Genomic DNA, 23810 nt, shown 5'->3' with positions numbered 1-23810 from the left:
CGGTCGGCGGTCAACTGTGATCAATTTGAGGGCGTCTTCCTTGCCCTTGTCGGATGGCAAGCTGTAGCGGCGGGTGGTCTCCAGGCGGGCGTGGCCAAGGATCTCGGCGACCAGGACCAGGTCGGTCTTGCCGCGGACCAGCGTGGTGGCGAGCGTGTGGCGCAGGACGTGCGCCGTGGTGGGATCGTCCAGCCCGGCGGTCTGGGCGATCTCGGCGATGATGCCGCCTGCAGCGCGGGCGGTCAGCCGTCCGCCCTTGGCGTTGAGGAAAACAGGGCACGGTTGTCGTCGGCATGAGGCCGGTTGGGGCGTTCGTCGAGCCAGAGCTGCAGTTCGGTGCGGGGTTTGGGGTGGATATCGACCTCGCGGAACTTGTCGCCCTTGCCGTACAGGCGCAACCGGCCCTCGCGGGCCGACATCGACAAGAAGACCGGCGCCTCCGTCGAGCGCGACGGCCTGAAGCGGCTACTCACCTACGCCCGACCCGGCGATGTCATCGTGCTGCACACCCTGGACCGCCTCGGCCGCAACCTGCGCGAGGTCCTCGATCTCGTCCACGAGCTGGCAGGGCGGGGCATCGGCGTGCGCACGCCGGCCGATCCGCTGCCCATCAACACCGCCGAGGAGGGCATGGCGCGCATCGCCTTCCTCCTGCTGGCCTTGTTCGCCGAGATGGAGCGCATCTTCACCGCCGAGCGCGCCGCCCACGCCCGCAGCGTGGCCGAAGCCACGGGCAGACACGTGGGACGCCCCATCGCGCACCCCGCCGAGAAAATCGACTACGCGCGCCTACTCAAGGCCGAAGGCGACTCGCTGGCGCAGATCGCCGCCAAGACCGGCATTCCCAAGACCTCGCTTCACCGGTACCTGTTGACCACGCGCCATTACGGCGGACCTGGGACGTGTCGTCCTTCTGTTACGGCAGCAAAGCCGAGATCACCGATGAGATGGGCGCGATGTCGCCCGGGCACCCCCTGCGTCGAGCCGTTCTGCGGATCTTGGCCATGATGTCAGCCTTGCAGCCCGCCCAGGTTGATAACGGGGCAACGGCCTGGACCGCGACGGCATAGGAGGAGCGCAGGCAGTGGGGTTTGGCCAATCGTGTCGTGAGGTTCGCTGGCACGGAGGCGTATGTTGTCGCTGTTGCTCCTCGGTCTTGCCGACTCCGCCATGTTCCCGCGCTGCCGGTCTCGCAAAGCTCAGCGGGTCACGGCGGTCTCCCGCTCCACACGCGACAACTTCTCGGGATTACGCACGTGGTAGGCGCCGGTGACGTAGCCGTTCTCCACGCGCACCGCCACCACTCCGTCGATCTCCCCGTCGACCCGTACGAGCAGCCCGGGGCCGCCATTGATCTGAACCAGCTCGACCGACCGTTCCGCATCGCGTCTCCACCAGCCGACGGCCAGCAGGCGAGCGACTTTGTCGATCCCCACGACGGGGTGCAGCAGGGCGTGCCTGACTCCGCCGCCGTCGCTCAGGGCGACGACATCCGGCGCGAGGACGTCCAGCAAGCTCTGCAACTCCCCGGTTTCGACCGCCCGCTGGAACGCTTGGAGCGCGGCTTGGGTCTCGGCCGGGGAGGCGATGCCGCGGGGTCGGCGGGCGGCGACATGTGCCCGCGCCCGGTAGGCGATCTGGCGTACCGCGTTCGGGGTCTTGTCGACGGCTTCGGCGATCTCGTCGTAGTCCAGATCGAACACCTCGCGCAGCACGAACACCGCCCGCTCGGTCGGCGTGAGCGTCTCCAGCACCAGCAGCATCGCCATCGAGACGCTCTCGGCGAGCTCGATGTCCTCGGCCACATCCGGCGCGGTGAGCAACGGCTCGGGCAGCCACGGCCCGACGTAGGACTCCTTGCGCCGGCCGAGCGCGCGTAGCCGGTCCAGCGCCTGCCGGGTGACGATCCGCACCAGGTAGGCGCGCTCCTCCCGCACGGTGCCGAGATCGACGTCCACCCATCGCAGCCAGGTCTCCTGCAGGACGTCCTCGGCGTCGGCGGCCGAGCCGAGCATCTCGTAGGCGACGGTGAACAGCAGGTTGCGGTGGGCGACGAATGCCTGGGTGGCGGAGTCCACGGAGTCAACGTGGTCGGCACGATCGAGCGGCTCGGCTGGGTCCGCACTTCGTTCGTTCGGCTCGGTCATGCCCCGCTCCTGCCTGTTCGTTCTCAGCACTGCCACACGCACAAGACGTGGGTCCCCACCGCTTTGTAACACCCACGGTAGGTGGCCTATGTCACATGGCCGCGCTGTTACGGGGATCGGGGCGCCGGCGTCTCGTGGTCGTCAGGACGCCGCGCGAACGATCCGTACGGCACTACGACGAGTTGAGAGTGAGAAGGGAAGTCTTTCCCATGTCCACGCCCACGACGACCGACCAGCGGTCGCGCATGCCCAACCCCCTCCCTTTCCTCCCCGAGATGGCGGAAATCGGCGCAGGTCTGCACAAAGCCCTCCAGAACGGCGCGATTCCGCAGACCACCATCCACCTGCTGCAGCTGCGCGCCGGACAGCTCCTCGGCAGCACGTACTTCACCATCCGGGAAACCGGCAATCTCCACAGGATCGGGGAATCAGAGGAGCGCATCACCGCCGTAGCCACCTGGCGGGACGCCGCCTACTTCACCGCCGCCGAACGGGTCGCGCTGGAGCTGGTGGAGGCAGTCCTCACCCCGAACCCGTCCGGGGAACGCGTCCCCGATGAGCTGTACGCCAGGGCGTCGACGCACTACGACGACCAGGCGATGTGGTCGCTCATCATGGCGATCGCCCACATCGGCTTCTTCACCCCAGCCGCTCTCATCGCCAAGCCGATCCCCGGCATGCCCCCCGGCCAGAACTACAGCGAGTAAGGAAGGCACCCAGCATGAGCATCACCACGTTCGCGGTGGCGGGAGCGACCGGGCGGCTGGGCCGCCACGTCGTCGACGTCCTGACCGAGAGGGGACACCAGGTCGTGCCGATGTCGCGAGCCACCGGCGTGGACATCATCACCGGCCAGGGCCTCGCCGAGGCCCTCACCGGGATCGAGGTCATCATCGACGTCGCCTCCTGGCACTCCTCCGACCAGGACGCCGCGACGGAGTTCTTCCGTACGTCGGCCCGCAATCTGCACGAGGCCAGCCGGAAGGCGGGGGTCGCCCAGATCGCCATGGCGTCGATCATCGGCGCCGACAAGGCCACCGCCGGTTTCCTCGCCGCCAAGAAGGTGCACGAGGAACTCCTCCTGTCCGGCCCGATCCCCGTCCGCATCCTGCGTGCCGCGCAGTTCCACGAGTTCGTCGGCCAGCTCCTGGACTGGCAGCAGGGCGACGTCGCCTACCTCCCGGCAGTGCCCACCCAGCTCGTGGCCTGCCGCACCGTGGCGGAGGAACTGGTCGACCTGGCCACCGCCCCCGCCGCCCCGGGAACACCGATCCCCGAGATCGCCGGACCCCGCAAGGAGTTCATGGCGGAGGCGGCCCAGCTCCTCGGTGCCCGCCGAGGCATCAAGGTCGTCGGCGTCGAGGGCTCCGGCATGCCCGATGCCGAGATCGCCGCCAACGGCGGGTTCCTGCCCAGCCCGCACGCCAAGCTCGCCGGACCCACCTTCGAGGAGTGGCTCGACACCCAGCCCTGAGCCGGCCTTGCCCTTGTTCTCGGAACTCCACCACCCGGGGCCCGAGAGCAAGGGTTCCCCCGAGCCTCACCCTCGGAGACTCAGTGGCTGCCTCTTCGGACACATCCTCAGAAAGGGCGCTCACTCATGCCCGTCACCACGATCGACACAACGACCGCACTCGTCCTCGTCGATCTGCAGAACCTCGTCGTCGGCCTCCCCACCACTCCCTACGCCGGCTCTGAGGTGGTGGCCCGTGCGGTCGAGCCGGCTGACGCCTTTCACCACCACGGTGCGCCGGTTGTCCTGGTCCGGCTCACGGCCAGGGCGGACGGATCAGATGCTGCGCCAGGACGCACCGAGATCCCGCGCCCGCCTGGCCCTCTGCCGGCGGGCTGGGACGACATCGTCGATGATCTGACCGGCCACCTCGGCGACATCATCGTGACCAAGCTGGTCGCTTTCGCCTACGGCTGCAACCTGGGCGCCGGCCAGCTTGAGCGCCTCGGGGCTGTGCCCGGCGGACTTGCGGGCCTTGAGCGAGGGCCGGCCCTGTTCGTCGATGAGAAGGCCGGCGTTGTCCGGGTAGCCCGCGTCCACGGTCGCGGCCACGTTCTTGATGCGGGTCTTCAATTGCGCAGCGAACTCCGAGGCCGTGGTGGGCAGGCCGATCTCGGCGCAGTAGGTGGCCAGGTGCGGCTGGCAGTCCTGCCAGCTCAGCGGTTGGGATTGCCAGTTGGCGTAGGCCTCTGAGCCGACCGCCGTCACATCGCCGCGCACCAGTTCGTCCGCCAGGCAGGTGAAGACGCAGATTTCGAAGTGCCGGCGCACCAGCTTGCCAGGGCGCCGCTTGTCGGCGATCACCTTCTGCCATGCCTCCGGGACCACCCGGCCGATCTGATCAACGTGGCGCTGGAGGATCCGGCCAAGAACATCTGCGAGTTCCCGGCCTTCTCCACCCTGGATGACCTGGCCTCTCAGGTGCGCGCGGAGGTCAACGGCGCCATCTTCACCCTCGCCTACTGCCACGGTGACCAGGTTGCGTCAGAAACTGGACCATCTGGCCTGGCTGGATGGCATGGCCGGGGCCAGCGACGCGTGGCTCAAGGGGGTCCCCGCTTCAAAGATCGCACATTTCGCGGCCGAAGCGCGGGCGCTGGACGCCCCCGAATGCGCGATTGCGGCGAGGCTAAGCGGATCGTGCTGGAGGCGTGCCTGCTGCACGAGGCGCGGGTAAGGGCCCGTGATGGACCTGGTGACCATGCTGTGCAAGCGCATGAACACCTTGCACAACAGGGCCCGCGAGCTGCTGGAGACCATCCGCGCCGAGCAGCGCCAGCGCAACGAGGAGGTCGTCGATGAGTCGACCGGCGAGGTCTCCACCGTGACGGTGCGCAGGTACGTGGACATCTTCCCGCAGCGTCCGAGGTGCGCGGGTCGCGCTCCAGAACGTCTGCTGCGCGGCCTCCGGTGGGCATCGTCGCAGGTGGCGTCGAGGGCATGGGTGATCTTTCAGCGTGGCCACGCTCGCGTCAGGGTGTCGCGAAGCTCCGCCACGGTCGCGGGTCCCAGCCGGCTGCTGAGCTCGTCCTCCAGGTCGCGAAGAATTCCCAGGGCGACGTCACGGCGCCGGCGGCCCGCGTCGGTCAGACGGATGAGGGTGCTGCGCGGAAACCCGGGCCCCGGCGTGCTGGTCAGGAGGCCTTCGTCGATGAGCTGCGTGATGGCGCGGTGCATCGTCTGGCGGGTGACGCCGGCACGGCGGGCCAACTCGGCAATGCTCAGGGACGCGTCGTGGTTCAGGTGCGCGAGCACGGTCGTGTGCGCCGGCGTCACGGGGGCCACGTCCGCGGCCTCCAGGCGCGCCACGAGCTCATCGGAGAACCATCGGGCACCTCGTTGCAGGAGTAGAGGCAGCGGCAGATATGCGTCCGAGTAGTCCTCAGCAGTCATGGTTCGCGGGTCTCCAGGCTCGTGAGCTATCGTCCCTGTGTCAGCAAAGCTAACTCAGGGAGCGTGGTTGCATGACAGGCTATGACGTCGATGTCCTCGTGGCAGGGGCCGGTCCAGTGGGGCTGATGGCGGCCTCACGGCTGGCACGGTCGGGGGTATCGGTTCGCCTGGTGGATGCCGCGACTGGTCCGGCGACGACCAGCCGCGCGCTGGGTTGCCACGCCCGGAGCCTGGAGATCTACGACCAGCTCGGGGTTCTCGGCGAGATCGCGCCGCACGGAACGCGGATCAACACCTTCGTCATCCATCAGGACGGCCGTCCGAACCGGCTCGATTTCGACTTCGCCGGTCTGCCGACGCGCTTCCCGTACATGTTCAACGTCGATCAGGTGATCATCGAACGCGTCCTTCGTGGAGATGCCGCGGCAGCCGGGGTCGCGGTGGAGTGGAACACGAGGCTGGAGTCGTTCCAGTACGACGATGCCGCCGTCACGGCCGTGCTGCGCAGCGGCGACGGTGCCGGAGCGGCCGAAGAGACCGTGCGCGCACGGTACCTGTGGGGCTGTGACGGCGGGCACTCGACCGTCCGCAAGACCCTCCAGCTCCCCCTGACGGGCGAACCCGCCCACACATGGCTGATCGCCGATGCGATCGTGCACACCGACGTGGACATCGATGGCGTGCACTGGCTGTTCCCGCCGGGCGGCACGCTGATGCTGTTCCCGTTCCCGGAGCCGGGCAAATGGCGGCTGCTGGACACGACCGGTGAAGGGCAGCCGGACAACCCCGAGCAGATCGCCCGGCAGCTCAGCACCAAGCTGTCACAGGCCCTGGGGCGCGACACCGTCGTGGACCGTCCTAGCTGGGCGTCGAAGTTCACCATCCAGCAGCGCGCGGTCCCCGCGATGCACGTCGGGCGGTGCTTCGTCTCGGGGGACGCGGCCCATGTCCACTCCCCGGCGTCCGGGCAGGGCCTGAACACCGGCATCCAGGATGCGTACAACCTGGCGTGGAAGCTGACCATGGTCATTCACGGCCACGCCGACGCCACACTGCTCGACACCTACGACGCCGAGCGCGTGCCCATCGGCCAAGCCCTGCTCGCCTCCACCGGCGAGGTCATGAACACCGTCATGGTCGGCGCGACGCACCACGCCCAAAGCTCCACGGGCTCCGTGGACTCTGCTCGCAATTTCCAGCACCAGCTCATCCGGAACATGTCGGGTCTGGCCATCGCCTACCCCGATAGCCCGCTGACGGTGCCCTGCGACAAACCGGGTGAGGGCCCGCGACCCGGCGAGCGACTCACGCAGCTCTCGGCTGCCGACGCGCAGTCACCCGGTTGGACGATCCTGCGGGCGGAGCTCAGGTCGCCTGCCTGGCACCTGCTCGTCTTCACCGGGAGCGAGGACGCCACCGGGCAGGATCACCTCACCGCCCAGAGCGGGTCGCTACCGGCCTGGGTGGACACCGTGACGATCAACCGGCGCCGCCCGGACAACGACCACGGCGTGTGGGACCCCGACAGCCGGGTCCACGACACCCTGGCCGCGACCGACGGGGACTGGATCCTCGTCCGCCCCGACGGCTACGTCAGCGCCCGTGGCACTGGAGACGCCGGCCTCCGCGCCGCCCTGAACCGGCTGACGAGCCTCCATACGCCGGAGTAGGCACGCGCGTGAGCAACGGATACCGCCCTCCGGGTCACAGGGAGCACGCAGGGCGGGTGGATTCGGTGAGGCTTCGCCGCGGCGAAACCCCAGGACACGAGGAAAGAGATGCGGATGACCGAGAACGAGCTGCCCCTCAACTGGGGACGCTGGGGTGACACCGACGAGATCGGTGCGCTGAACCTCATTGACGACGCGGCACGGTCACGCGCCGCGGCCGAAGTACACGACGCGACCTCGGTGAGCCTTGCGCGTCTCACTACCCCCATACCGCTCACCACCGGCCTCGCGCCCGTCGGGAGTCCCGCCACGATGCCCGCACCCGTCATGCAGGTCGTGAACTTCACCGGAGCCCGGCCCATGGCGCTCACCGACTCCCTGCTCATCAACACGCACAACGCCGGGCTGACGCACTTCGACGCGCTCTCTCACATTCCTGTCGGCGACAAGGTCTATCCCAGCGTCCCGCTGCAGGACGCCGTCACACCGACCGGAGTACGCCACGCCTCCGCTGACCACGCCGGTCGGGGCATCGTCACGCGGGGCGTCCTCCTGGACCTGGCCCCCGACCGCGGCAGTCTCGACGCGGCCCACCGTGTCAGCGGAACAGACCTCGACGCGGCGCTCGACCGAGCCGGTACGTCGGTGCACCCGGGCGACGCGATCGTCGTTCGCGCCGGCTGGAACGTGAACCAGCCCATGACGCAGCCCGTCCCGGGACTGGACCTCAGCGCCGTCGCCTGGCTGGACGAGCACGGTGCGGCCCTCTATATCGGCGATATCAGCGACGCCCGCCCACCGAGCTTCCCGATGCCGATGCATCAGGTCGCACTGGCACGGCTCGGTCTCCCGCTGGTGGACGCCGCCCACCTCGACGACCTCGCCGACCGGTGTGCCTCCCTGCAGCGGTGGAGCTTCATGCTCGTTCTCGCGCCACCGCGCATCACGGGCACCACGGGGCTCGCGGTCAATCCGATCGCGATCTTCTGATCGCAAATCGAGCTCAGGTCCACCGGACGCGTCGCCGGTGCGGGTCAGCCGGCGGCGTAGTGGCGGGCCACCTCGGCGGACGCCGCCTTGACGATCATGAATGCGCCCGGCCCCCGCCGGTCGGCTCCGACGTGCGTCCCGCAGCCGAACTCTGTGATGACCACCGGCTTGCCGGCCGCACGCAGCAGCGCGAGCAGCCTGGCCTCGTACGCCGCCGGGCCCGGGGACCATGACCGCCGTGGTGACCGAGAACTCCGTGCCGAGCACGAACGTCACCCGGTCGGGATGCCGCCTCCGCCGCGCTCGACGTACGGGCCAGGCCGGCGAGGGGTTCGGCTCTCGCCGTAGGCCCGCACCGGGCACGCCGTCGCACGCGTACGAGATCCCACGTCATCGGCCCTACCGACCGGGAGCAGCCCGCGGCGCTCTCGCGCGGCGCAGCCGGCATGAGCTGCTGGTCCGGTGAACGCGATGGGCCGCCGCGGGTGAAGCTGCTCGTCTAGTGGCCGGGTCCGAACGGTCGGGACTGTGCGGCGAGTTGGCCGACGGGCACCTCGCCCGCCTGCCCGCCGTCACGCAACCGCACCGCCGCCCGCCCGCTCGCCACCTCGCGCGGCCCCACCACGAGCTGGTACGGCACCAGCCGGTACGCCCTGATCCTGGCCCCCAGACTGCCCCGGTCGGAGGGCGCCAGCTCGGCCCGCAACCCGGCCTCCAGACACTGCCGCAGCACGTCGGAGGCGGCGGGCAACTCGGCGTCCGACAGCGGCAGCACGACGGCCTGCACCGGCGCGAGCCAGGCGGGGAAGGCGCCGCCGTACAGGTCGAGCAGGTGGGCGACCAGCCGCTCGATGCCGCCGACGACGCTGCGGTGCACCATGACGGGTCGTTCGCCGCCCACGTAGCGCAGGTCGAAGCGCTCGGGCTGGAAGGAGTCGACCTGGACGGTGGACAGGGTGCTCTCGCGGCCCGCCGGGTCGGCGATCTGGATGTCGATCTTCGGGCCGTAGAACGCGCCCTCGCCGCGTTCCTCGTCGTAGGCGTGGCCGTGCTGTTCCAGCGCGTCGCCCAGGACGGCCTCCGAGCGCTCCCACATGGCCGGGTCGTCCACGAACTTGGCGCCCTCGCCGCGCAGCGACAGCCGGTAGCGGGCGACCCGGACGCCGAGTCGCCGGTGCGCGGCCTCGATCAGGCCGAGCGCGGCCGACACCTCCCCGGCGGCCTGCTCCGGCGCGCAGAACACGTGACCGTCGTTGAGCTGAATGGCTCGCACCCTGCTCAGCCCGCCCAGCACGCCCGACAGTTCGGAGCGGTACATGCCGCCCAGCTCCGCCAGCCGCAACGGCAGCTCACGGTGGCTGCGCTGCCGCGAGCGGTAGATGAGCGCGTGATGCGGGCACAGGCTGGGCCGCAGCACGAACTCCTCGCCGCCCACCCGCATGGGCGGGAACATGTCCTCGGCGTAGTGGGCCCAGTGGCCCGACCGTTCGTACAACTCGCGTTTGCCCAGGACCGGCGAGTTGACGTGCTGGTAGCCGTTGCGGCGTTCGAGCTCGTACACGTAGTCCTCGACGGCCTTGCGCACGGCCGCTCCGGCGGGCAGCCAGTAGGGCAAGCCGGAGCCGATCAGCGGATCGGTGTCGAAGATGCCCAGCTCGCGGCCGAGCCTGCGGTGGTCGTTCATGATCATCCTTTTCGAGGAAAGGGCGAACGACCAGGCTCCCGGGCGTCCGCCCGGGAAGCAGGAAATCAGCGCGCCGGGACGGTGTCCGGCGTCGTCGTGACGAAAGCGCGCTGCATGATCCCGACCGTAGCACGCGCCGCGCCGGCAAGCCGCTGACTTGTCCGGTGTCGAAGCATTCGTTCGCCGAACTGCCCGGAGAGGTTCGAAGGCGACGGTGAATAGCGGAAACCGCTCCGTCGTGCTCGATCTCGTGCCTACGCTGGTCTCGACGATCGGTCGTGGAGGAATGCGTCCCCATGGGCAGAGCACGTCGGAACAAGAGCACCGCGGCTCAACGGCAGGAGGGCACCGAGGCGTCCGGCCCCGCCTGGTCGAAGAGGCTTCTGGCGTGGGTGGCGGGGATCGCCGGCGCCGTGGCCCTGGCCGCGTTCGGCGTCGTGTTCACCGACTGGTACGGCACGCACGGCTCCGACACGGTCGCCCGGGTACGCGGCGTCGCCCCGATCACCGTCGGCCACGTCGCCGTCGACTACTCCGAGCGCGACACCGTCCTGCGCGAACCGGTGACCGACCCGGAGGACCGGGCGGTCATGCTGGCCGCCCACGCGGATCAGCAGCGTGACGCGATGCTGGCGCGCCACCGAATCGCGCTGATCGGCAGCATGGACGTCACGGTCGTGCTGACCGGCAACCGCGGCAGCCTGCGGATCGTGGACATCCGGCCGCAGGTCCTGGCCCGCCGGCCGGTGTCACGGGGGGCCCGCCTGATCGCCACCAAGGCCGGCGGCGAGGCGGGAACCGTCGAGATGGCCGCCGACCTCGACCGTCCCGCGCCTCGGTTCACGACCGGCGGGGACAGCGCGTACTTCCGGAAGAAGCAGATCGATCTGAAACGGGACGAGCCGGTCACGCTCAGCCTGAGCTTCACCGGCAAGAAGGCGTACTACGAGTTCGAGTTGCGGGTCACGGTGCTCGCGGACGGCCGTACCGAAGAGGTCGTGGTCAAGGGGCCGGACGGAGGGCCGTTCCGGTTGACCGGTGAGGCCGCCCGGTACCGGTCCTACTACCGGCAGGCGCCGCAGGGCGGCTGGCGGCCGGTCTCCTGTGCGGGACGGACGTGCTGATCATCCGCTGCCTCCGGGTGCTGACGGCACTCTCGGTGGCCATCGCGTTCACGGCCGCCGACGACGGGCGGCCCCCACTGGAACACGTCGGGTGGAAGGCGGCCTGGTCGGCCCCCGCCGATGACACGGCCTCGCTCTCCTTCCTGTCCGGCGAGAATCTGATCATGGCGGCCCCGGACGGGACGGTGACCGTGCGCGAGCCGGACACCGGCGCGGTCCGGCTCACCATTCGCACCCCGCTCGGCTCCCTCAGCGACGCGTGGGCAAGGGCCGGCACCATCGTCGTGGCCGGGAGCCGGAAAAAATCGTGGGACCGGATCCTGTACGGCTACGACCTCGCCTCCGGCGTCCCGCTGTGGCGGCACACGCTGCCCCCGTCACCACAGTGGGACGACGTTCCGGAGATCCGGGTGTCCGAGTACGGCGTCGTCGTCTTCCATCGGGAGTCCGGGCTGTTCTCGCTCGACGTGCGAACCGGCGGCGTCCGGGCGCGGGCCGCCGAGGCGGTGGGCTGCGAGGGAGGGATCGGCTCCACCTCCCGGGCTCTGCTGCTGCTGAGCCGCTGCGGGCAGGGCCGCGTGCGGCTCGACTCCTTCGATCCGCGTACGCTACGGCGGACCTGGACCCGTCCGGTGACCACGTGGGACGTCGCGCCGGGTGTCGGCGTCCGGCTCTGGTTCAAGGAGGCGTCGGAGGGCTTCGTCATCGCGGCGGTGAACGGCGACGAGTTCCTTTTCACGCAGGACGGCACACCGCTGCCCCGCTCCCGCCTGGACGAGGCCGCCGCCGGGAGTCCGTCGCCGGAGGTCGGCCGGCATCCCGACGCCGAGGACCGCCCCGGGTTCGACTGGAACAGCGCCTGGCCGCTGCCCGGATACCTCAATGCGCGAGAGCGGGACGCCGGTCCTCCCGTCGCGCTGCCCCTCGACAGGCCGCTCACCCACGCCACCGTCTTCGTGGGGGCGACCTCCCACATGGTCTTCCTCCACGGTGACGCCCGGATCACCGCCCTGCGTCCCGTCTACGGGCATCCCACCGGCCCCGTCGCGCTCGGCGGCGTCCCGCCGGGGGACTGGCCGGACGCCTGCTCCCTGCTCACCTCACGCGACCTCGGCCCGGACGTCCGCCGCATCCCGGGAACCAGGTCCCTGGGCCGTCTCACCCTGCCCAGGCCCGTGACCTGCGACTGGGTGCCGCCCGAGGACGACGGCGGGGTCGTCTCGCTCTCGGTGAGCTGGGTGTCCCCGGACGCGGGCGCCCTCTTCGCCACCGCCGCCGGGCTGACCAGGCGTCACGAGAGCTTCGACCACGACCCCACGGTCGAGGGCGAGGGCATCTTCTCTTACACCGCCCACGGCCCCGGGGGGACCTTCGGCGCGACGCTGGTCAACGTGGGCCCGGTCATCGTCCATCTGACGTCGCCGTCGCGGCTGGTGCAGCGCTTGGCCGCGTTCCGGGTGCGTGACAACCTGATGGCCCGCTACCGGCCGGGGGAGCGCGTCCCGCCTCTGGCGCGGACGGGCGGGTGGACCCATCTCGCCGACGCGGGCGTTCGCGCCGACCCGGTGGTGGACGGCGGTGTCGTGTACGCCGGCGCCGACGACGGCCTGTACGCCCTGGACGCCGTCACCGGACAGGAGCGGTGGAGGTCCCGGCCGGCCACACCCATGCTCGTGGACGGCACGCTCTTCGGCGCGAGGGACGACGGGGTGGCGGCCATCGACACCGCCACCGGCCGGATGCGGTGGAACCGCCGCTTCGACACCCGGTCCTTCGGGATCCAGGACCTCGTCATCCAGGACGGCGGCGTGTACGCGGGCGTCGGACTCACCCACGTCGTGGCGCTGGCGGCCGCCACCGGCGCGCGGCGGTGGCGCTTCCGCGTCCCCGGCACCCTGGGCCGGGTGGCCGTGGCCGCCGGCACCGTCCACGTGAGCAGCCGGGAGGGCCTGCTGTACGCCCTCGACGCCAGGACGGGCGCGCTTCGCCGGCGTTCCCGCATAGGTACCGGCAACCTCAACCCGGCCGGTCACCTGGCCGCGACCGGGGAGGCGATCTTCGTGATCACCGGCGCGAAGGCGTCCGCGCTGGACCCCGCCACCGGGAAGGCACGGTGGCGGGCCCGCGTCAGCGCCGCCCTCCGGTACGACCCCGTCGTGATCGGCGGCACCGTCTACCTCGGTGATGTCGCCGGGCGCACGTACGCGCTGGACGCCGCCTCCGGCCAGGAACGATGGAGGCTCACCACCGAGGGCGACAGCGGTCTGTGGAACGTCACCGCGTCACGGGGGAAGGTCTTCGTCGCCGGCCGGAGCCTGCACGTCCTCGACCCCGAAACCGGGACGGAACAGTGGAGCAGGCCGCTCACCGGACAAGTGTCGGTCCACGGGGACACCGTCTTCGCCCAGGACGAGGGCGGCAACCTGCATGCGCTGGACGCGGCCACCGGCGCGACCCGCTGGCGCTTCCAGACCGGCGGCCGTTTCCAGACCCGGCCGGTCGTGGCCGGCGACCTCGTCTACGTCGGCAGCTCCAACGGGAACCTGTACGCCCTGCGCGCCACGGACGGACTCCCCGGTCCGCCGCCCGAACTCGGCCGCGCGGCCCGGGACGGGGCGCTGCTGGAAGACGATTAGCACCGGGTAAGTCATTGAGGTCGCTACCTTAAACCGCGATCCGCGTATCCTATTTTTTGCGGGAGTATCGCAATTTTCGCCCTTCTGCGCAATATGTGTGACAAAGAATGCCCGAGGCGGCGGTGTCGGCGACAACGCCGTGTCGATCCGCAAGCTCTGAGCCCGAACGATCACCGAGCCTGACACCCCGACCGAGGAGGTGTCAGGCTCTGATAGCCGGTCAGGCTGAGCCGGCGTCCGCTGCCGGCACATGGTTCGCCGTCAACTGCCGGCTCCTGGTTGGCTGGGACGCATGCGAACCCAGCGGCGTGCAAGGCCATACCCGACGACGCGATCGCCGCGCCTGACTACCGGAACGAGGCGGTGGTCGTCACCGCGCTGCCCCGGGCGGTGCCTCAAGCCCTTGTCAAGTCCGGCGTCCTGACCGCCACCACCGGCCCGCGCGGCGGGTTCCGCCTCGCCCGGCAGGCGTCGGAGATCACCCTCCTGCACATCGTCGAGGCGGTCGACGGCGCGTCCTCCCCGTACGAGTGCCGCGAGATCCGGCAGCGGGGCCGTGGCGCGCTATCCCCCGAGGAGTGCGCGTCCGTCTGCGTGCTGGCCCAGAAGATGCACGAGGCGCACCAGGCGTGGCGGAGCAGCCTGTCCCGCGTCTCACTCGCCGACGTCATCGACACCCTGCCCGCCACGGCCCCGTCCCGTACCCGCCGCCTCCTCGGCGGCTCCTGAACGCGTTACCGCAGCGAGGTCGTCGCCATCTGCGGATACGCCGTGATCTCGGCCTCGGTGAACCGCTCGGTCACCCACTGGCCGCGCGAGAACAGCTCGGTCTGGTCGGCATGATGCGGCGAGGCCGCATTGGCCGACAGCGAGTACGTCAGCAGCGTGCGGGTACGCGGCCCGGCCGGCGTCAGCTCCACGGCCATCAGGAAGCTGGAGCCGGTGTTGACGTCCGGATAGCGGCCGTTCTCGTCCAGCGGGCCACCGGTGCGGATCCGGTCGAAGCAGCCCTCTCCCTCGGTGCAGCCCGGCACCGGGACGGCTCCGTACCACTGCGCCTGCCCCGGTGTGAGAGTCAGCGGGATGTCGTTGGTGGTGAAGAACCGCACCGTGTCGGCCAGCGCGGTCGCCACCGCCGGGTTGGCGATGTCGAGCCCGCGCGGCGTGGTGAGCGGACGCTCGGGATCGAACGGCACCTTCCACCAGCTCTCCGGCGGGCCGAGCGCGCCATCGGGCTTGCGGTGCGGGCCGTTCAGGTTCAGGAAGAACTCGCGCCACAGGACCGCGCCCCGGCTGCCGAGGCGGGCCCGCCCGTCCCAGGCCGCCAGCGTGGCGCAGGCCCGGCGGACGTCGACCCGCTCGCCGTCGCTCGCCGTCAGCACGGGCCTGGCCCGGCACAACGCGCGCAGATCCGGGCGGAGCAGTTCGGCGCCCAGGTTGCGCTTGCCGGAGGCCGTCTGCTGGAGCGTGTCCAGCGTGAAGCCGGGGGCGCCGAGCCCGTCGTCGCCCGACAGCCGCCGGGCGATCATGTCCAGGCCGACCCGGGTGCGCAGGTCCCGTTCCGTGGCGGTGTCGCCGTAGATGCGGGGATAGTCGGTGAGCGGGGCCTTCGGGTTGGTCAGCCAGGGGCTGGCGTTGGCGTTGGTCACGTAGTCGGCGCGGGTCAGCCGGGGCTGGGCGGCGGGGCCGAAGATGCCCGGCTCGATCGCGTCCGCGTCCCTGCCCCACAGGCAGGCCGACGTGGAGCCGTCCAGGACGAGCATCTCGGGGTCGTCCTCGGCGCGGCAGCGCTCCGCCTGCTCGTCGGTGACGTGCGGGACGACCGAGGCGTCGGCGAAGTACGCCTGGCCGCCCGCGTCGGCGGCGAGCGTGTAGACGAAGGGCATGCCCTGGTAGGTCTCCTGCGCGCGGCGCAGCGCGGCCACGTCGCGGGCGGCGCCCATGGCCAGCCACTCGTCGGCGAAGCGGAGGTTGGCGGCGTTGACGTCGGCCAGGGCGAGCGCCGTCCGCTCCGTCCAGTCCACGGCCAGCACCGGGCCGTACCGGGAGGTGTACAGGGTGCTGGTGACGGGGCGGGCCTCGCCCTTGGCGTCCGAGACGGTGACGGACACCTCCTGCCGGCCCATCGGCTCTGGACGGCCGTCCACCAGGTAGGACGTGCGCCGGCCCGGTACCAGCTTGAGCCGGTACACGGTGAAGCGCTGGGCGTGGGAGACGGTGTGCGTCCAGGCCACGCTGGTGTTGTGGCCGATCTGGACCATCGGGGTGCCGTACAGGCTGCCGCCCGACACGTTGAGCACGCCCGGGATGGTCAGGTGGACCTGGTAGAAGCGGCGGCTGCCGTGCCACGGAAAGTGCGGGTCGGCCAGCAGCATGCCGTGGCCGTCACGGGTGGCCTCGCGCCCGATGGCGTAGGCGTTGCTGCCTGGAGCGGTCGCGACCTTCCTGGTCGGGCCACCCGGCTCCGTCGCGTTCTCCCGGGCCTGCCCCGCGCCGGCGATGGCCTCCTTGAACGAGGAGCTGCCGCCCAGGCGGCCGAGGTCGAGCAGGTTCATCCAGACGTCCGTGGCCGTGATGGGGCCGACCCACGCCTTGACCCGGCACGCCGGGTCGGGCAGCCCGGCCACGCCCGTGTCGCTCAGGTAGCGGTTGAACCCGGCGACGTAGCCGTCCACGAGCGCGCGCAGTTCGGGACTCGGGCCGTGCGGGGCGGGGCGGGCGAGCACCCGGCGCAGCACGCCCGACGCCTGGACGCTCTTGTAGTACACGTCGCTGGCCAGGTTGGGGATCGGATCGACGGCGTCGTCCGACATCGCCTCCGCGCCGAAGTGGCGCGACCGCTCGCCGCGCAGGGTGAGCGCCCACGATGCCAGGACGCACAGATTGTCCTGCGCGAAGGCGTAGCCGTAGCCGTAGCCGAGACCGCCGTGGTCTGCGGCCAGGATGTGCGGGATGCCGTACTCGGTGCGCCGGATGTCGGCGGCGTAGCGGCCCTCGGCGGCCCGCGCCGGCGCGGGGGCCGCCACGAGGAGGGCGGCGACCAGCGCGGTCACCAGCGGTGCGGCCAGCCGCCGCACCCATGTCGTGATCATCAGGAGGTCCTCATTCGAAGCGGGCGTTGTCGGGCGCGGTCACGCGCCTGAGCGGCGGCAGGCCGGCGAGGATCACCAGCAGGGCGACCAGCAGCCCGCCGCCGACGGTCAGGAAGTAGGCGGGGCCCGGCAGCGCCACCGGCGCGCTCTTGATCGCCAGTTGGTCGATCATCGGCTTGGCCACGCCGAACCCGGCAGCCGCCGCCACCAGGGCGGCCAGCACCACGGGGACCGTCGTCTCCAGCAGCACCACCCTGGACAGGATGCGGGTCGGCGTCCCGCACAGCCGCAGCAGCGTGAACGGCTGCCTGCGCTCCACCACGCCGCCGACGACCGCCACCAGCAGGCCGCAGCCCGCCACCAGCAGGGTCAGCGCGACGATGGCCAGCGCGACGCGTTCCATCTGCTCCAGCAGCACCGCGCGGACCCGGGCGACCTCGGCGAACGTCAGCGGCGTCTCGGTGCTGCCGGAACGGGCGACGTACGGGGTGAGCAGGGTACGGATCCGCTCACGGACGGCCGGGTCGTCCGCGCGGATCAGCACCGCCGCCAGCGGCGCGCCGAGGCCGACGGACGCGGCGGGGCTGCCCGCGTCCACGATCGGCAGATTACGGCCTACGGAGAGCATGTTGTCGCTGGTCAGCAGCCGGTTGAAGGTGGCCGTCACCGCGCGGACGCCCGGGGCGCACCGGCCGAGCGCCGGGAAGCCGGCCAGGGCGTCGCAGTCGACCACGTGGCCGAGCATGAAGTCGAGCCGGCATCCGGGGCCCGGGTCGCACGGCAGCGGCCCGTCGGGCCAGGGCGGCGTCCCGGCCCTGCGGTAGATCGGCAGCACGGTGACGCCGGGCTGGGCGCCTACCTCGGCGAGCAGTTCGGCGGCCGTGCCGGGCGGCAGCGGCAGGCCCTCGGTGTCATCGTCGGCGTACCCGAACGAGGCCCGCATGACCGCGTTCAGCGTGCCGTCGCCCGCCGCCTCCTGGCCCGAGACGACCGCAGGGACGATGCCGGCGACGGCCGTGCCGATGAAGACCGCCAGCACGATCCCGTTCACCGACCGGAAGGCGCTCTTCGGGTCGGCCGCCAGCCGCTGCGCGGCCAGCAGGGTCGCCGCACCGGAGGTGACCCGGGCGGCCAGCCGCGCGGCCAGCATCGTCAGCCACGGCCCGGCCACCACGAGACCGACCATGATCAACACCAGGCCGGCGTCGACGAGCACCGCGTTCGGGTCGTCGCCGCCCGCGAACACCGGGCCCGCGAACAGCCCCAGCCCCGCCAGGAGCGGGAGCACCCGCCACCATCCCGGGGCGGAGGCCCGCACCTTGCGCGCGGCGCCGAGCGGTGTGATCCGCACCCGGCGCAGCGACCACAGGGCGGCGCCGGCGGCGGCGAGCGGCACGCCCGCGACCACGGCGGCGTACTGCGGCGCGGTGGGCGCGACCACGTCCGGGAAGAAGCGGGAGCCGGTGATGGCAACCTCGGCCAGGGCGGGCCGCAGTGCCTGGAAGACCGCGACGCCGGCGAGCGCGCCCAGCAGCGCGCCGAGCGCCGCGTCCACCGAGGCGATCGCGTTGATCTGACGCGTGGTGGCGCCCGCCAGCCGGATCGCCGCGAAGCGCGCCTCGCGGCGGGCGGCGGCCAGGCGGGTGGCCGTGCCGACGAGGACGAGCAGCGGGAAGATCAGGCCGAGGGCGGCGATGCCGAAACCGTGCTCGTACAGCGCTGTGGTGTCGTCCGTGGCGGGTGTGGTGATGACGGTGTCGACGGCCACGGTGCCGGCCATGGCGGCCAAGTCGTCGGGGGTCTGGCCGACGACGATGACCAGGTCGTCGGGGCCGGACAGCGCCGCCCGTCCGAGCAGGCCGGCGCGGGTGCCGGGGAAGCGGTCGGCGAGTTGCGCGGGCGGCACGGCGGCCATCAGCTCGGCGAGCGCGGGGGAGACGGCGTACCGTCCCGCGCCGGGCAGCGCGCGGAGGCCCGGCACGGCCGGCGCGGGTGCTTCCGCGTCGAGGACGGCGACGTCGAGCCGCTTGATCGGGCGGCCCGCGTAGGAGTCCTGGCGGTGGTTCCACAACACCGCGCCCGGCGTGGCGCCGAGCGCCCAGCCGCCCGGCGCGGAGCCGGTCGTGCACTCCCAGCACGGACGGCCCGCGGTGACCTGGAAGGCGTTGAACAGCGCCAGCGTGGACAGCAGCACCGCCACCCCCATCGCGACGGCGCAGGTGACGAGCGCCAGCCGGACGGCCGCCTCCCGGCCGCCGCGCAGCGCCAGCCGCAGGCCCAGCCGGAGCGTCATCGGACGGCCTGGCCGGCGTAGGGGTCGGTGACCTTGCCGTCGCGCACCAGGACCTCCCGGTCGGCGCAGGCGGCGACGCGGGCGTCGTGGGTCACCACGATCACGGTCGTGCCCTCCTGGCGGGCCAGGCCGACGAGCAGTTCCATGACCTTCTCACCGGCAAGGGAGTCGAGCGCGCCGGTCGGCTCGTCCGCGAAGATCACCTTGGGACGGGTCACCAGCGCCCTGGCGATCGCCACCCGCTGCGCCTGCCCTCCGGACAGCTCGCCGGTGCGCCGCTCGCCGAGGTCGTCAAGCTCCAGCCGGCGCAGCGAACCGAACGCCCGCTCGTAGGCGTGTTTGCGCCTGGCCTTGCCGAGCAGCAGCGGCAGGGCGATGTTGTCGGCCACCGTGAGCTCCGGCACGAGCTGGCCGAACTGGAAGACGAAGCCGAACGCGGTGCGGCGCAGCTCGGATCGCCTGGCGTCGCTCAGGGTGTCCAGCCGCCGCCCGTCGAACCAGACCTCGCCGGCGTCGGGGGTGAAGATGCCCGCCAGGCAGTGCAGCAGCGTGGATTTTCCTGAGCCGCTCGGGCCCATGATCGCCAGGACCTCTCCCGCCGTCACGGACAGGCTGGCCTCGCGCAGCGCCTGCGTCCGGCCGTAGGAGCGGTCGATGGAACGGGCCTCCAGCAGCGGGCCCGGCACGGGAAGGGCGTCGACGGTCATGCGCCGCGCACCGTCTCCGCCAGCGCGCCCAGCCGGGCCGTGGTCACCTCGATCCAGCGCAGGTCGGCCTCCACGTGGAACAGGGCGTGGTCGGCCAGCAGCGTGTCCACGAGGGCGCCGCCGCGTTTGATCTCCGACAGCTCGCGCATGCGCCGCATGTGCGTGGCGCGCTGGGCGTCGAGGTAACCCTGCGCGTCGTGGCCGAGGATCAGCGCCAGCACGACCTTCGTGAACAGCACCGTCTGCAGGAACGGCTCCGCCGCCACCGGCTCGGTCAGCCACACCTCCACCTCCTGCCTGCCGAGCGGGGTGATGGCGTAGCGCTTGCGGTCGGGGCCGTCGCCGGGCTCGCTCTGGCCGGCCGTGACCTTGCCGTCCCTGGCCAGGCGGCCGAGCGTCGAATAGACCTGGCCGAAGGGCAGCGGCTTGCCCCTGCCGAAGTAGGTGTCGTAGGCGCGCTTCAGGTCGTATCCGTAGCTGGGCTCGCGGTCCAGGAGACCCAGCAGGGCCAGGGGGACTGTCATGGCAGCTCACTATACACCGGAGGTATATACGCGGCGTATACCGAGGCGGACGGCGTGGGTCCGGACGATTCAGCGCTGTTTCCGGAGGCGGGAGGTCACCGACGCCGGCGGCGGAGTGCTCGTTGCTCCGCGGCGTCGAGTGCGGGTGCGAGGGGGGCGAGCGTGGCGCGAAGGAGGTCCGGCAGCGAGCCGGACGGCACGACGAGCCCACCGGCCGTGACGGACGCGGCGGTCGTCCGCAGCCAATGCTCGAGCGCCACGCGGACCGCGGCGGCCACGCTCGCCGCGAGCACCCGCGCGGTGTGCGGATCGCGCTCTCCGTCGCCATCCCCGTCGCCAGCCCCCGCGCCGTCGCCGAGACGCTCGGCGATCGCGTCGGTGAGGGGATGTTCGATCGCGGCGGTGGTGTCGATGAACGCGTCGCGCAGCGCGGGGCGGGTGGTGATCAGCAGCAGCGCGTCCTGGCCGGGTTCGCCCGGGGCGGTGTACTGATCCACGATCGCCTCGATGACGGCGTCGGCGAGCCCGACGCCGCCGGGCCGGTCGGCCACCGCCGCCGCCACCCGCGCCTCTCGTTCGCCGGTGACGGCGGCGACGATCGCCTGCTCGCGGCTGGAGAAGTAGTTGTTGTACGTCCGCGGCGAGACTCCGGCGGCCTCGGCGATGTCATCGACGCGCACGTTGTCCGGCCCGCGCTCAAGAGCCAGCCGCAGGGCCGCCGCGCGCAATGCCTGCCGGGTGGCCTGCTTCTTCTGCTCGCGCAGCCCCGTGCGTCTCGTCGTCACGGTCCCAGCATAGTCCAGATGCGTGCACGCAAATTTGCGCACACGCACAATTCTTGTCTAACCTGACCTGCGCACCCCGTCAGGAAGGAACAGCACGATGAGAGCCAAGGGCATCAGCTACGACACCGGCTTCGTCAAGAACGGAGCCAACTCCCGCAAACGCTTCGACCCGGACGCGGTCGGGCGCGAGCTGCGCATCATCCGCGACGACCTGCACTGCACCGCCGTCCGGATCATGGGCGGCGACCCGGACCGGATCGAGGTGGCGGCGGCGCACGCCGCCGATCTGGGACTGGAGGTCTGGTTCTCGCCCTACCCCCTCGAACTGACCGCCGAGGAGATGCTCGCGTTGTTCGCGGACTGCGCCGAACGCGCGGAGCGGCTGCGGCGGCGGGGAGCCGAGGTGGTGTTCGTCGCCGGCGCCGAGCTGAGCCTGATGAATCCGGGGTTCCTGCCCGGCGACAGCACCGACGAGCGGGTCGCGGCGCTGAGGCGGCCAGGTGGCGTGCGGGAGCAGATCGGCGAGGCAAGCGCACGGGTCAACGAGTTCCTCGGCACGGCCGTGCGACTGGTCCGCGAGAGCTTCGGCGGCAAGGTGACCTACGCCTCCGTGCCGCTCGAGCAGGTCGACTGGACGCCCTTCGACATCGTGTCCATGGACCTCTATCGGTCGGCGGAGATCGCCGACCGATTCGCCGACGGCGTCCGTGGCCTGGTCGCGCAGGGAAAGCCGGTCGCGATCACCGAGTTCGGCGCGGCCGGCTACCAGGGCGCCGGCGAGCGGGGCGCTCGTGGTCTGGAGATCGTCGAGTACGACGACAACGGGCCCGTCCGGCTGAACGGCGTCTATGCCCGGGACGAGCCCGGCCAGGCCGCCTATGTGCGTGAGCTGCTGGAGGCGTTCGACGCGGGCGGCGTCGACAGCACGTTCGTGTTCACCTTCGCGCTGCACGACCACGTGCACCGGCCCGACGGCGATCCCCGCGACGACCTGGACCTGGCCAGTTACGGCATCGTCAAGGTCTACGAGGACCGGCTCGGAGCCACCTACCCCGACCTGCCCTGGGAACCCAAGGCAGCCTTCGCCGCCCTCGCCGCGTACTACCGCGGCTGACCCACGTCAGTACCGAACCAAGGAGAACACGTGATCACCGATGTCGTCATCGCCGGCGGCGGCCCGAACGGGCTGATGCTGGCCTGCGAACTGAGCCTGGCAGGGGTCCGGCCGGTCGTACTGGAACGGCTGGTCGAGCCCAGCACAGAACCGAAGGCGAACGGACTGCTGGGCCAGGTCGTGAAAATGCTCGACCAGCGGGGGCTGCACGAACGTCTCAGTGGTAGCCCGGAACCGCCGCGGCCGAACTCCACGTACTTCATGTTCGGCGCGATGGGCCTGGACCTGAGCCTGCTGGAGGACAGCCCCGTCCATGCCCTGCCGGTGCCGCAGCGACGCATCGAGCAGGTTCTGCAGGAGCGCGCCGTCGAACTGGGCGTGGAGATCCGGCGGGGACATGAGGTCGTCGGCCTGGCACAGGACGACGACGCCGTCACCGTCGAGGTCGCGAGCCCGGATGGGGCGTACCACCTGCGGGCCCGCCACCTTGTCGGCGCGGATGGAGCCCACAGCACCACGCGCAAACTCTCCGGCATCGGGTTCCCCGGCATCACCTACGACCGGATGACGGTGCGCTCAGCGCATGCGACGGTCCCGGCCGACTGGGTCGATCCGTCGACCGGTGCGCTGAACCTGCCCGGCTACGGCACCGTCATGCCGTTCATGCCCCACCGCACCGAGCGCGGAGGGTTCTCCTACGCACCGATGCCTGGCCACCCGCCGCTGGTCAGCACCACAGAGTGGGACCAACCCGCGACCGACGCCCCGATGAGCCTGGAGGAGTTGCGGGGAAGCGTCCGCCGGGTGCTCGGCGTCGACGTGCCGCTCGATCCGCCCAGCGGCGCCGGGCCGCACGCGCTGCGCCGGCTGTCCGGCGGCAACACCCGGGTCGCCGACCGGTTCGCCGACGGCCGGGTGTTCCTGATCGGTGACGCCGCGCACGTGTACGCCGCCACGGGAGGCGGCCCAGGGCTCAACCTCGGCCTGCAGGACGCGGTCAATCTCGGCTGGAAACTCGCCGCCGAGATCCGCGGCGGCGCCCCGTCCGGGCTGCTGGACAGCTACGAGACGGAGCGGCGGTCGGCGGCCCTGCGCATGGTGCTGAACGCGCAGGCGCAGGCGGCCCTGATCGCCCCCGGCAGCGACGTCACCGGACTGCGCGAGGTGTTCACCGAACTGCTCCGCGACCGAAGCACCGTGCATCGCCTGGCCGAACTCACCGCGGGCGCCGACGTCCGCTACGACATGGGCGAACCCGAGGCGCACCCGCTGACCGGCCGCTTCGCCCCGGACCTGGACCTGGGCACCCCGGCCGGACCGGTCCGGCTGGCCGAGCTGACCAGAACCGCACGCCCGCTGCTGCTCGACCTGACCGAGGAAGCAGTACTGGCGGCGACGCCTGCCCTGCGGCACGACCAGGTCGACGTCGTCACGGCGCGCTCCCAGCCCTCCGCGCCCACCGCCCTGCTCATTCGCCCGGACGGCTACGTGGCCTGGGCGTCCGCATCGCCCCGGCCCGATCCCAAGGAGATCGAAACCCTCCGGACGGCCCTGCGGCGGTGGTTCGGCGCCGTCGAACCCGCCCGGGACGGTTCGGCACCTGTCTGACCTGCGGATTTGACCTCAACTTCGGTTGAG

20 protein-coding genes and 1 pseudogene are annotated in these 23810 nt (G+C 71.4%); 11 read left to right on the top strand and 10 right to left on the bottom strand.

From position 1 onward, the window contains the following. Window positions 1-120 precede the first annotated feature (120 nt). Window positions 121-219, bottom strand: a pseudogene (locus tag FAF44_RS56350) (hypothetical protein); the annotation flags it as partial. A 162-nt stretch (window positions 220-381) separates the two neighbouring features. On the opposite strand from FAF44_RS56350, the gene FAF44_RS08800 reads away from it, so the two are divergent. Further along, on the top strand, window positions 382-1008 hold the full coding sequence (locus FAF44_RS08800; RefSeq protein WP_237102538.1) for a recombinase family protein: 627 nt from the start codon (window positions 382-384) through the stop codon (window positions 1006-1008). 191 nt (window positions 1009-1199) lie between these two features. Here FAF44_RS08800 and FAF44_RS08795 read toward each other — a convergent pair whose 3' ends face one another. Next, window positions 1200-2147, bottom strand: coding sequence for an RNA polymerase sigma-70 factor (locus tag FAF44_RS08795; RefSeq protein WP_272894233.1), 948 nt, complete (start codon window positions 2145-2147; stop codon window positions 1200-1202). A 275-nt stretch (window positions 2148-2422) separates the two neighbouring features. Here FAF44_RS08795 and FAF44_RS08790 point away from each other — a divergent pair, with 275 nt between their 5' ends. The 3 genes from FAF44_RS08790 (at window position 2423) to FAF44_RS56345 (ending at window position 4353) form a co-directional block, all read left to right on the top strand. Beyond that, on the top strand, window positions 2423-2854 hold the full coding sequence (locus FAF44_RS08790) for a carboxymuconolactone decarboxylase family protein (protein ID WP_237102537.1): 432 nt from the start codon (window positions 2423-2425) through the stop codon (window positions 2852-2854). A gap of 14 nt (window positions 2855-2868) precedes the next feature. Continuing rightward, window positions 2869-3621: an SDR family oxidoreductase gene (locus tag FAF44_RS08785; protein WP_237102536.1), complete on the top strand. Its 753-nt coding sequence runs from the start codon at window positions 2869-2871 to the stop codon at window positions 3619-3621. A gap of 126 nt (window positions 3622-3747) precedes the next feature. Continuing rightward, window positions 3748-4353 (top strand): isochorismatase family protein, encoded by a 606-nt coding sequence (locus FAF44_RS56345; protein WP_368857757.1) that lies wholly within the window; start codon window positions 3748-3750, stop codon window positions 4351-4353. 291 nt (window positions 4354-4644) lie between these two features. On the opposite strand, the gene FAF44_RS08775 is transcribed toward FAF44_RS56345, so the two are convergent. Both FAF44_RS08775 and FAF44_RS08770 read right to left on the bottom strand, forming a co-directional pair. Beyond that, on the bottom strand, window positions 4645-5010 hold the full coding sequence (locus FAF44_RS08775) for a hypothetical protein (RefSeq protein WP_237102534.1): 366 nt from the start codon (window positions 5008-5010) through the stop codon (window positions 4645-4647). Between the two features lie 102 nt (window positions 5011-5112). Further along, a complete protein-coding gene (locus FAF44_RS08770; protein ID WP_237102533.1) occupies window positions 5113-5553 on the bottom strand; it encodes a MarR family winged helix-turn-helix transcriptional regulator in 441 nt (146 codons plus the stop codon). Between the two features lie 71 nt (window positions 5554-5624). Between FAF44_RS08770 and FAF44_RS08765 the strand changes: the two genes are divergently transcribed. Together FAF44_RS08765 and FAF44_RS08760 are read left to right on the top strand one after the other, a co-directional pair. Continuing rightward, complete coding sequence (locus FAF44_RS08765; protein WP_272894232.1) at window positions 5625-7223, top strand: FAD-dependent monooxygenase; 1599 nt, start codon at window positions 5625-5627, stop codon at window positions 7221-7223. Window positions 7224-7337: 114 nt separating this feature from the next. Then, window positions 7338-8213: a cyclase family protein gene (locus FAF44_RS08760; protein WP_237102532.1), complete on the top strand. Its 876-nt coding sequence runs from the start codon at window positions 7338-7340 to the stop codon at window positions 8211-8213. Between the two features lie 499 nt (window positions 8214-8712). Here FAF44_RS08760 and thrS read toward each other — a convergent pair whose 3' ends face one another. Beyond that, complete coding sequence (gene thrS / locus FAF44_RS08755) at window positions 8713-9903, bottom strand: threonine--tRNA ligase (RefSeq protein WP_272894231.1); 1191 nt, start codon at window positions 9901-9903, stop codon at window positions 8713-8715. Window positions 9904-10193: 290 nt separating this feature from the next. Here thrS and FAF44_RS08750 point away from each other — a divergent pair, with 290 nt between their 5' ends. The 3 genes from FAF44_RS08750 (at window position 10194) to FAF44_RS08740 (ending at window position 14386) form a co-directional block, all read left to right on the top strand. Beyond that, window positions 10194-11021, top strand: coding sequence for a hypothetical protein (locus tag FAF44_RS08750; protein WP_237102530.1), 828 nt, complete (start codon window positions 10194-10196; stop codon window positions 11019-11021). Then, the gene (locus tag FAF44_RS08745) at window positions 11015-13657 is read left to right on the top strand and encodes a PQQ-binding-like beta-propeller repeat protein (RefSeq protein WP_237102529.1); all 2643 of its coding nucleotides are present in this window, start codon (window positions 11015-11017) and stop codon (window positions 13655-13657) included. Before FAF44_RS08750 ends, FAF44_RS08745 begins: the two co-directional genes overlap by 7 nt. A 279-nt stretch (window positions 13658-13936) precedes the next feature. Next, complete coding sequence (locus tag FAF44_RS08740) at window positions 13937-14386, top strand: Rrf2 family transcriptional regulator (protein ID WP_237102528.1); 450 nt, start codon at window positions 13937-13939, stop codon at window positions 14384-14386. Between the two features lie 5 nt (window positions 14387-14391). Here FAF44_RS08740 and FAF44_RS08735 read toward each other — a convergent pair whose 3' ends face one another. The 5 genes from FAF44_RS08735 to FAF44_RS08715 form a co-directional block, all read right to left on the bottom strand. Beyond that, a complete protein-coding gene (locus FAF44_RS08735) occupies window positions 14392-16749 on the bottom strand; it encodes a penicillin acylase family protein (RefSeq protein WP_237102527.1) in 2358 nt (785 codons plus the stop codon). A gap of 10 nt (window positions 16750-16759) precedes the next feature. Beyond that, window positions 16760-19042, bottom strand: coding sequence for an FtsX-like permease family protein (locus tag FAF44_RS08730; RefSeq protein WP_237102526.1), 2283 nt, complete (start codon window positions 19040-19042; stop codon window positions 16760-16762). Then, entirely contained in the window at window positions 19039-19749 is a 711-nt protein-coding gene (locus FAF44_RS08725) for an ABC transporter ATP-binding protein (protein WP_237102525.1), read from the bottom strand. Before FAF44_RS08725 ends, FAF44_RS08730 begins: the two co-directional genes overlap by 4 nt. Further along, window positions 19746-20273, bottom strand: coding sequence for a PadR family transcriptional regulator (locus tag FAF44_RS08720; RefSeq protein ID WP_237102524.1), 528 nt, complete (start codon window positions 20271-20273; stop codon window positions 19746-19748). The genes FAF44_RS08725 and FAF44_RS08720 overlap by 4 nt, the downstream gene beginning before the upstream one ends. A gap of 95 nt (window positions 20274-20368) precedes the next feature. After that, on the bottom strand, window positions 20369-21058 hold the full coding sequence (locus FAF44_RS08715) for a TetR/AcrR family transcriptional regulator (RefSeq protein ID WP_237102523.1): 690 nt from the start codon (window positions 21056-21058) through the stop codon (window positions 20369-20371). A 97-nt stretch (window positions 21059-21155) separates the two neighbouring features. Between FAF44_RS08715 and FAF44_RS08710 the strand changes: the two genes are divergently transcribed. Continuing rightward, the gene (locus FAF44_RS08710; protein ID WP_237102522.1) at window positions 21156-22172 is read left to right on the top strand and encodes a hypothetical protein; all 1017 of its coding nucleotides are present in this window, start codon (window positions 21156-21158) and stop codon (window positions 22170-22172) included. Window positions 22173-22202: 30 nt separating this feature from the next. After that, window positions 22203-23780, top strand: coding sequence for an FAD-dependent oxidoreductase (locus FAF44_RS08705; protein ID WP_237102521.1), 1578 nt, complete (start codon window positions 22203-22205; stop codon window positions 23778-23780). Window positions 23781-23810 lie beyond the last annotated feature (30 nt).

The sequence above is a fragment of the Nonomuraea sp. MG754425 genome (assembly GCF_021699195.1).
Taxonomy (GTDB): Bacteria; Actinomycetota; Actinomycetes; order Streptosporangiales; family Streptosporangiaceae; genus Nonomuraea.
This window is presented reverse-complemented; position numbering and strand designations above follow the sequence as displayed.

Excerpts from the sequence above, each read along its gene's own strand:
- FAF44_RS08785 (WP_237102536.1), top strand. The coding sequence starts at position 2,869 with ATGAGCATCACCACGTTCGCGGTGGCGGGAGCGACCGGGCGGCTGGGC.
- FAF44_RS08790 (WP_237102537.1), top strand. The coding sequence starts at position 2,423 with ATGGCGGAAATCGGCGCAGGTCTGCACAAAGCCCTCCAGAACGGCGCG.
- FAF44_RS08765 (WP_272894232.1), top strand. The coding sequence starts at position 5,625 with ATGACAGGCTATGACGTCGATGTCCTCGTGGCAGGGGCCGGTCCAGTG.
- thrS (WP_272894231.1), bottom strand. The coding sequence starts at position 9,903 with ATGATCATGAACGACCACCGCAGGCTCGGCCGCGAGCTGGGCATCTTC.
- FAF44_RS08720 (WP_237102524.1), bottom strand. The coding sequence starts at position 20,273 with ATGACAGTCCCCCTGGCCCTGCTGGGTCTCCTGGACCGCGAGCCCAGC.
- FAF44_RS08775 (WP_237102534.1), bottom strand. The coding sequence starts at position 5,010 with ATGTCCACGTACCTGCGCACCGTCACGGTGGAGACCTCGCCGGTCGAC.
- FAF44_RS08735 (WP_237102527.1), bottom strand. The coding sequence starts at position 16,749 with ATGATCACGACATGGGTGCGGCGGCTGGCCGCACCGCTGGTGACCGCG.
- FAF44_RS08795 (WP_272894233.1), bottom strand. The coding sequence starts at position 2,147 with ATGACCGAGCCGAACGAACGAAGTGCGGACCCAGCCGAGCCGCTCGAT.
- FAF44_RS08760 (WP_237102532.1), top strand. The coding sequence starts at position 7,338 with ATGACCGAGAACGAGCTGCCCCTCAACTGGGGACGCTGGGGTGACACC.
- FAF44_RS08710 (WP_237102522.1), top strand. The coding sequence starts at position 21,156 with ATGAGAGCCAAGGGCATCAGCTACGACACCGGCTTCGTCAAGAACGGA.
- FAF44_RS08730 (WP_237102526.1), bottom strand. The coding sequence starts at position 19,042 with ATGACGCTCCGGCTGGGCCTGCGGCTGGCGCTGCGCGGCGGCCGGGAG.
- FAF44_RS08725 (WP_237102525.1), bottom strand. The coding sequence starts at position 19,749 with ATGACCGTCGACGCCCTTCCCGTGCCGGGCCCGCTGCTGGAGGCCCGT.
- FAF44_RS08770 (WP_237102533.1), bottom strand. The coding sequence starts at position 5,553 with ATGACTGCTGAGGACTACTCGGACGCATATCTGCCGCTGCCTCTACTC.
- FAF44_RS08750 (WP_237102530.1), top strand. The coding sequence starts at position 10,194 with ATGGGCAGAGCACGTCGGAACAAGAGCACCGCGGCTCAACGGCAGGAG.
- FAF44_RS56345 (WP_368857757.1), top strand. The coding sequence starts at position 3,748 with ATGCCCGTCACCACGATCGACACAACGACCGCACTCGTCCTCGTCGAT.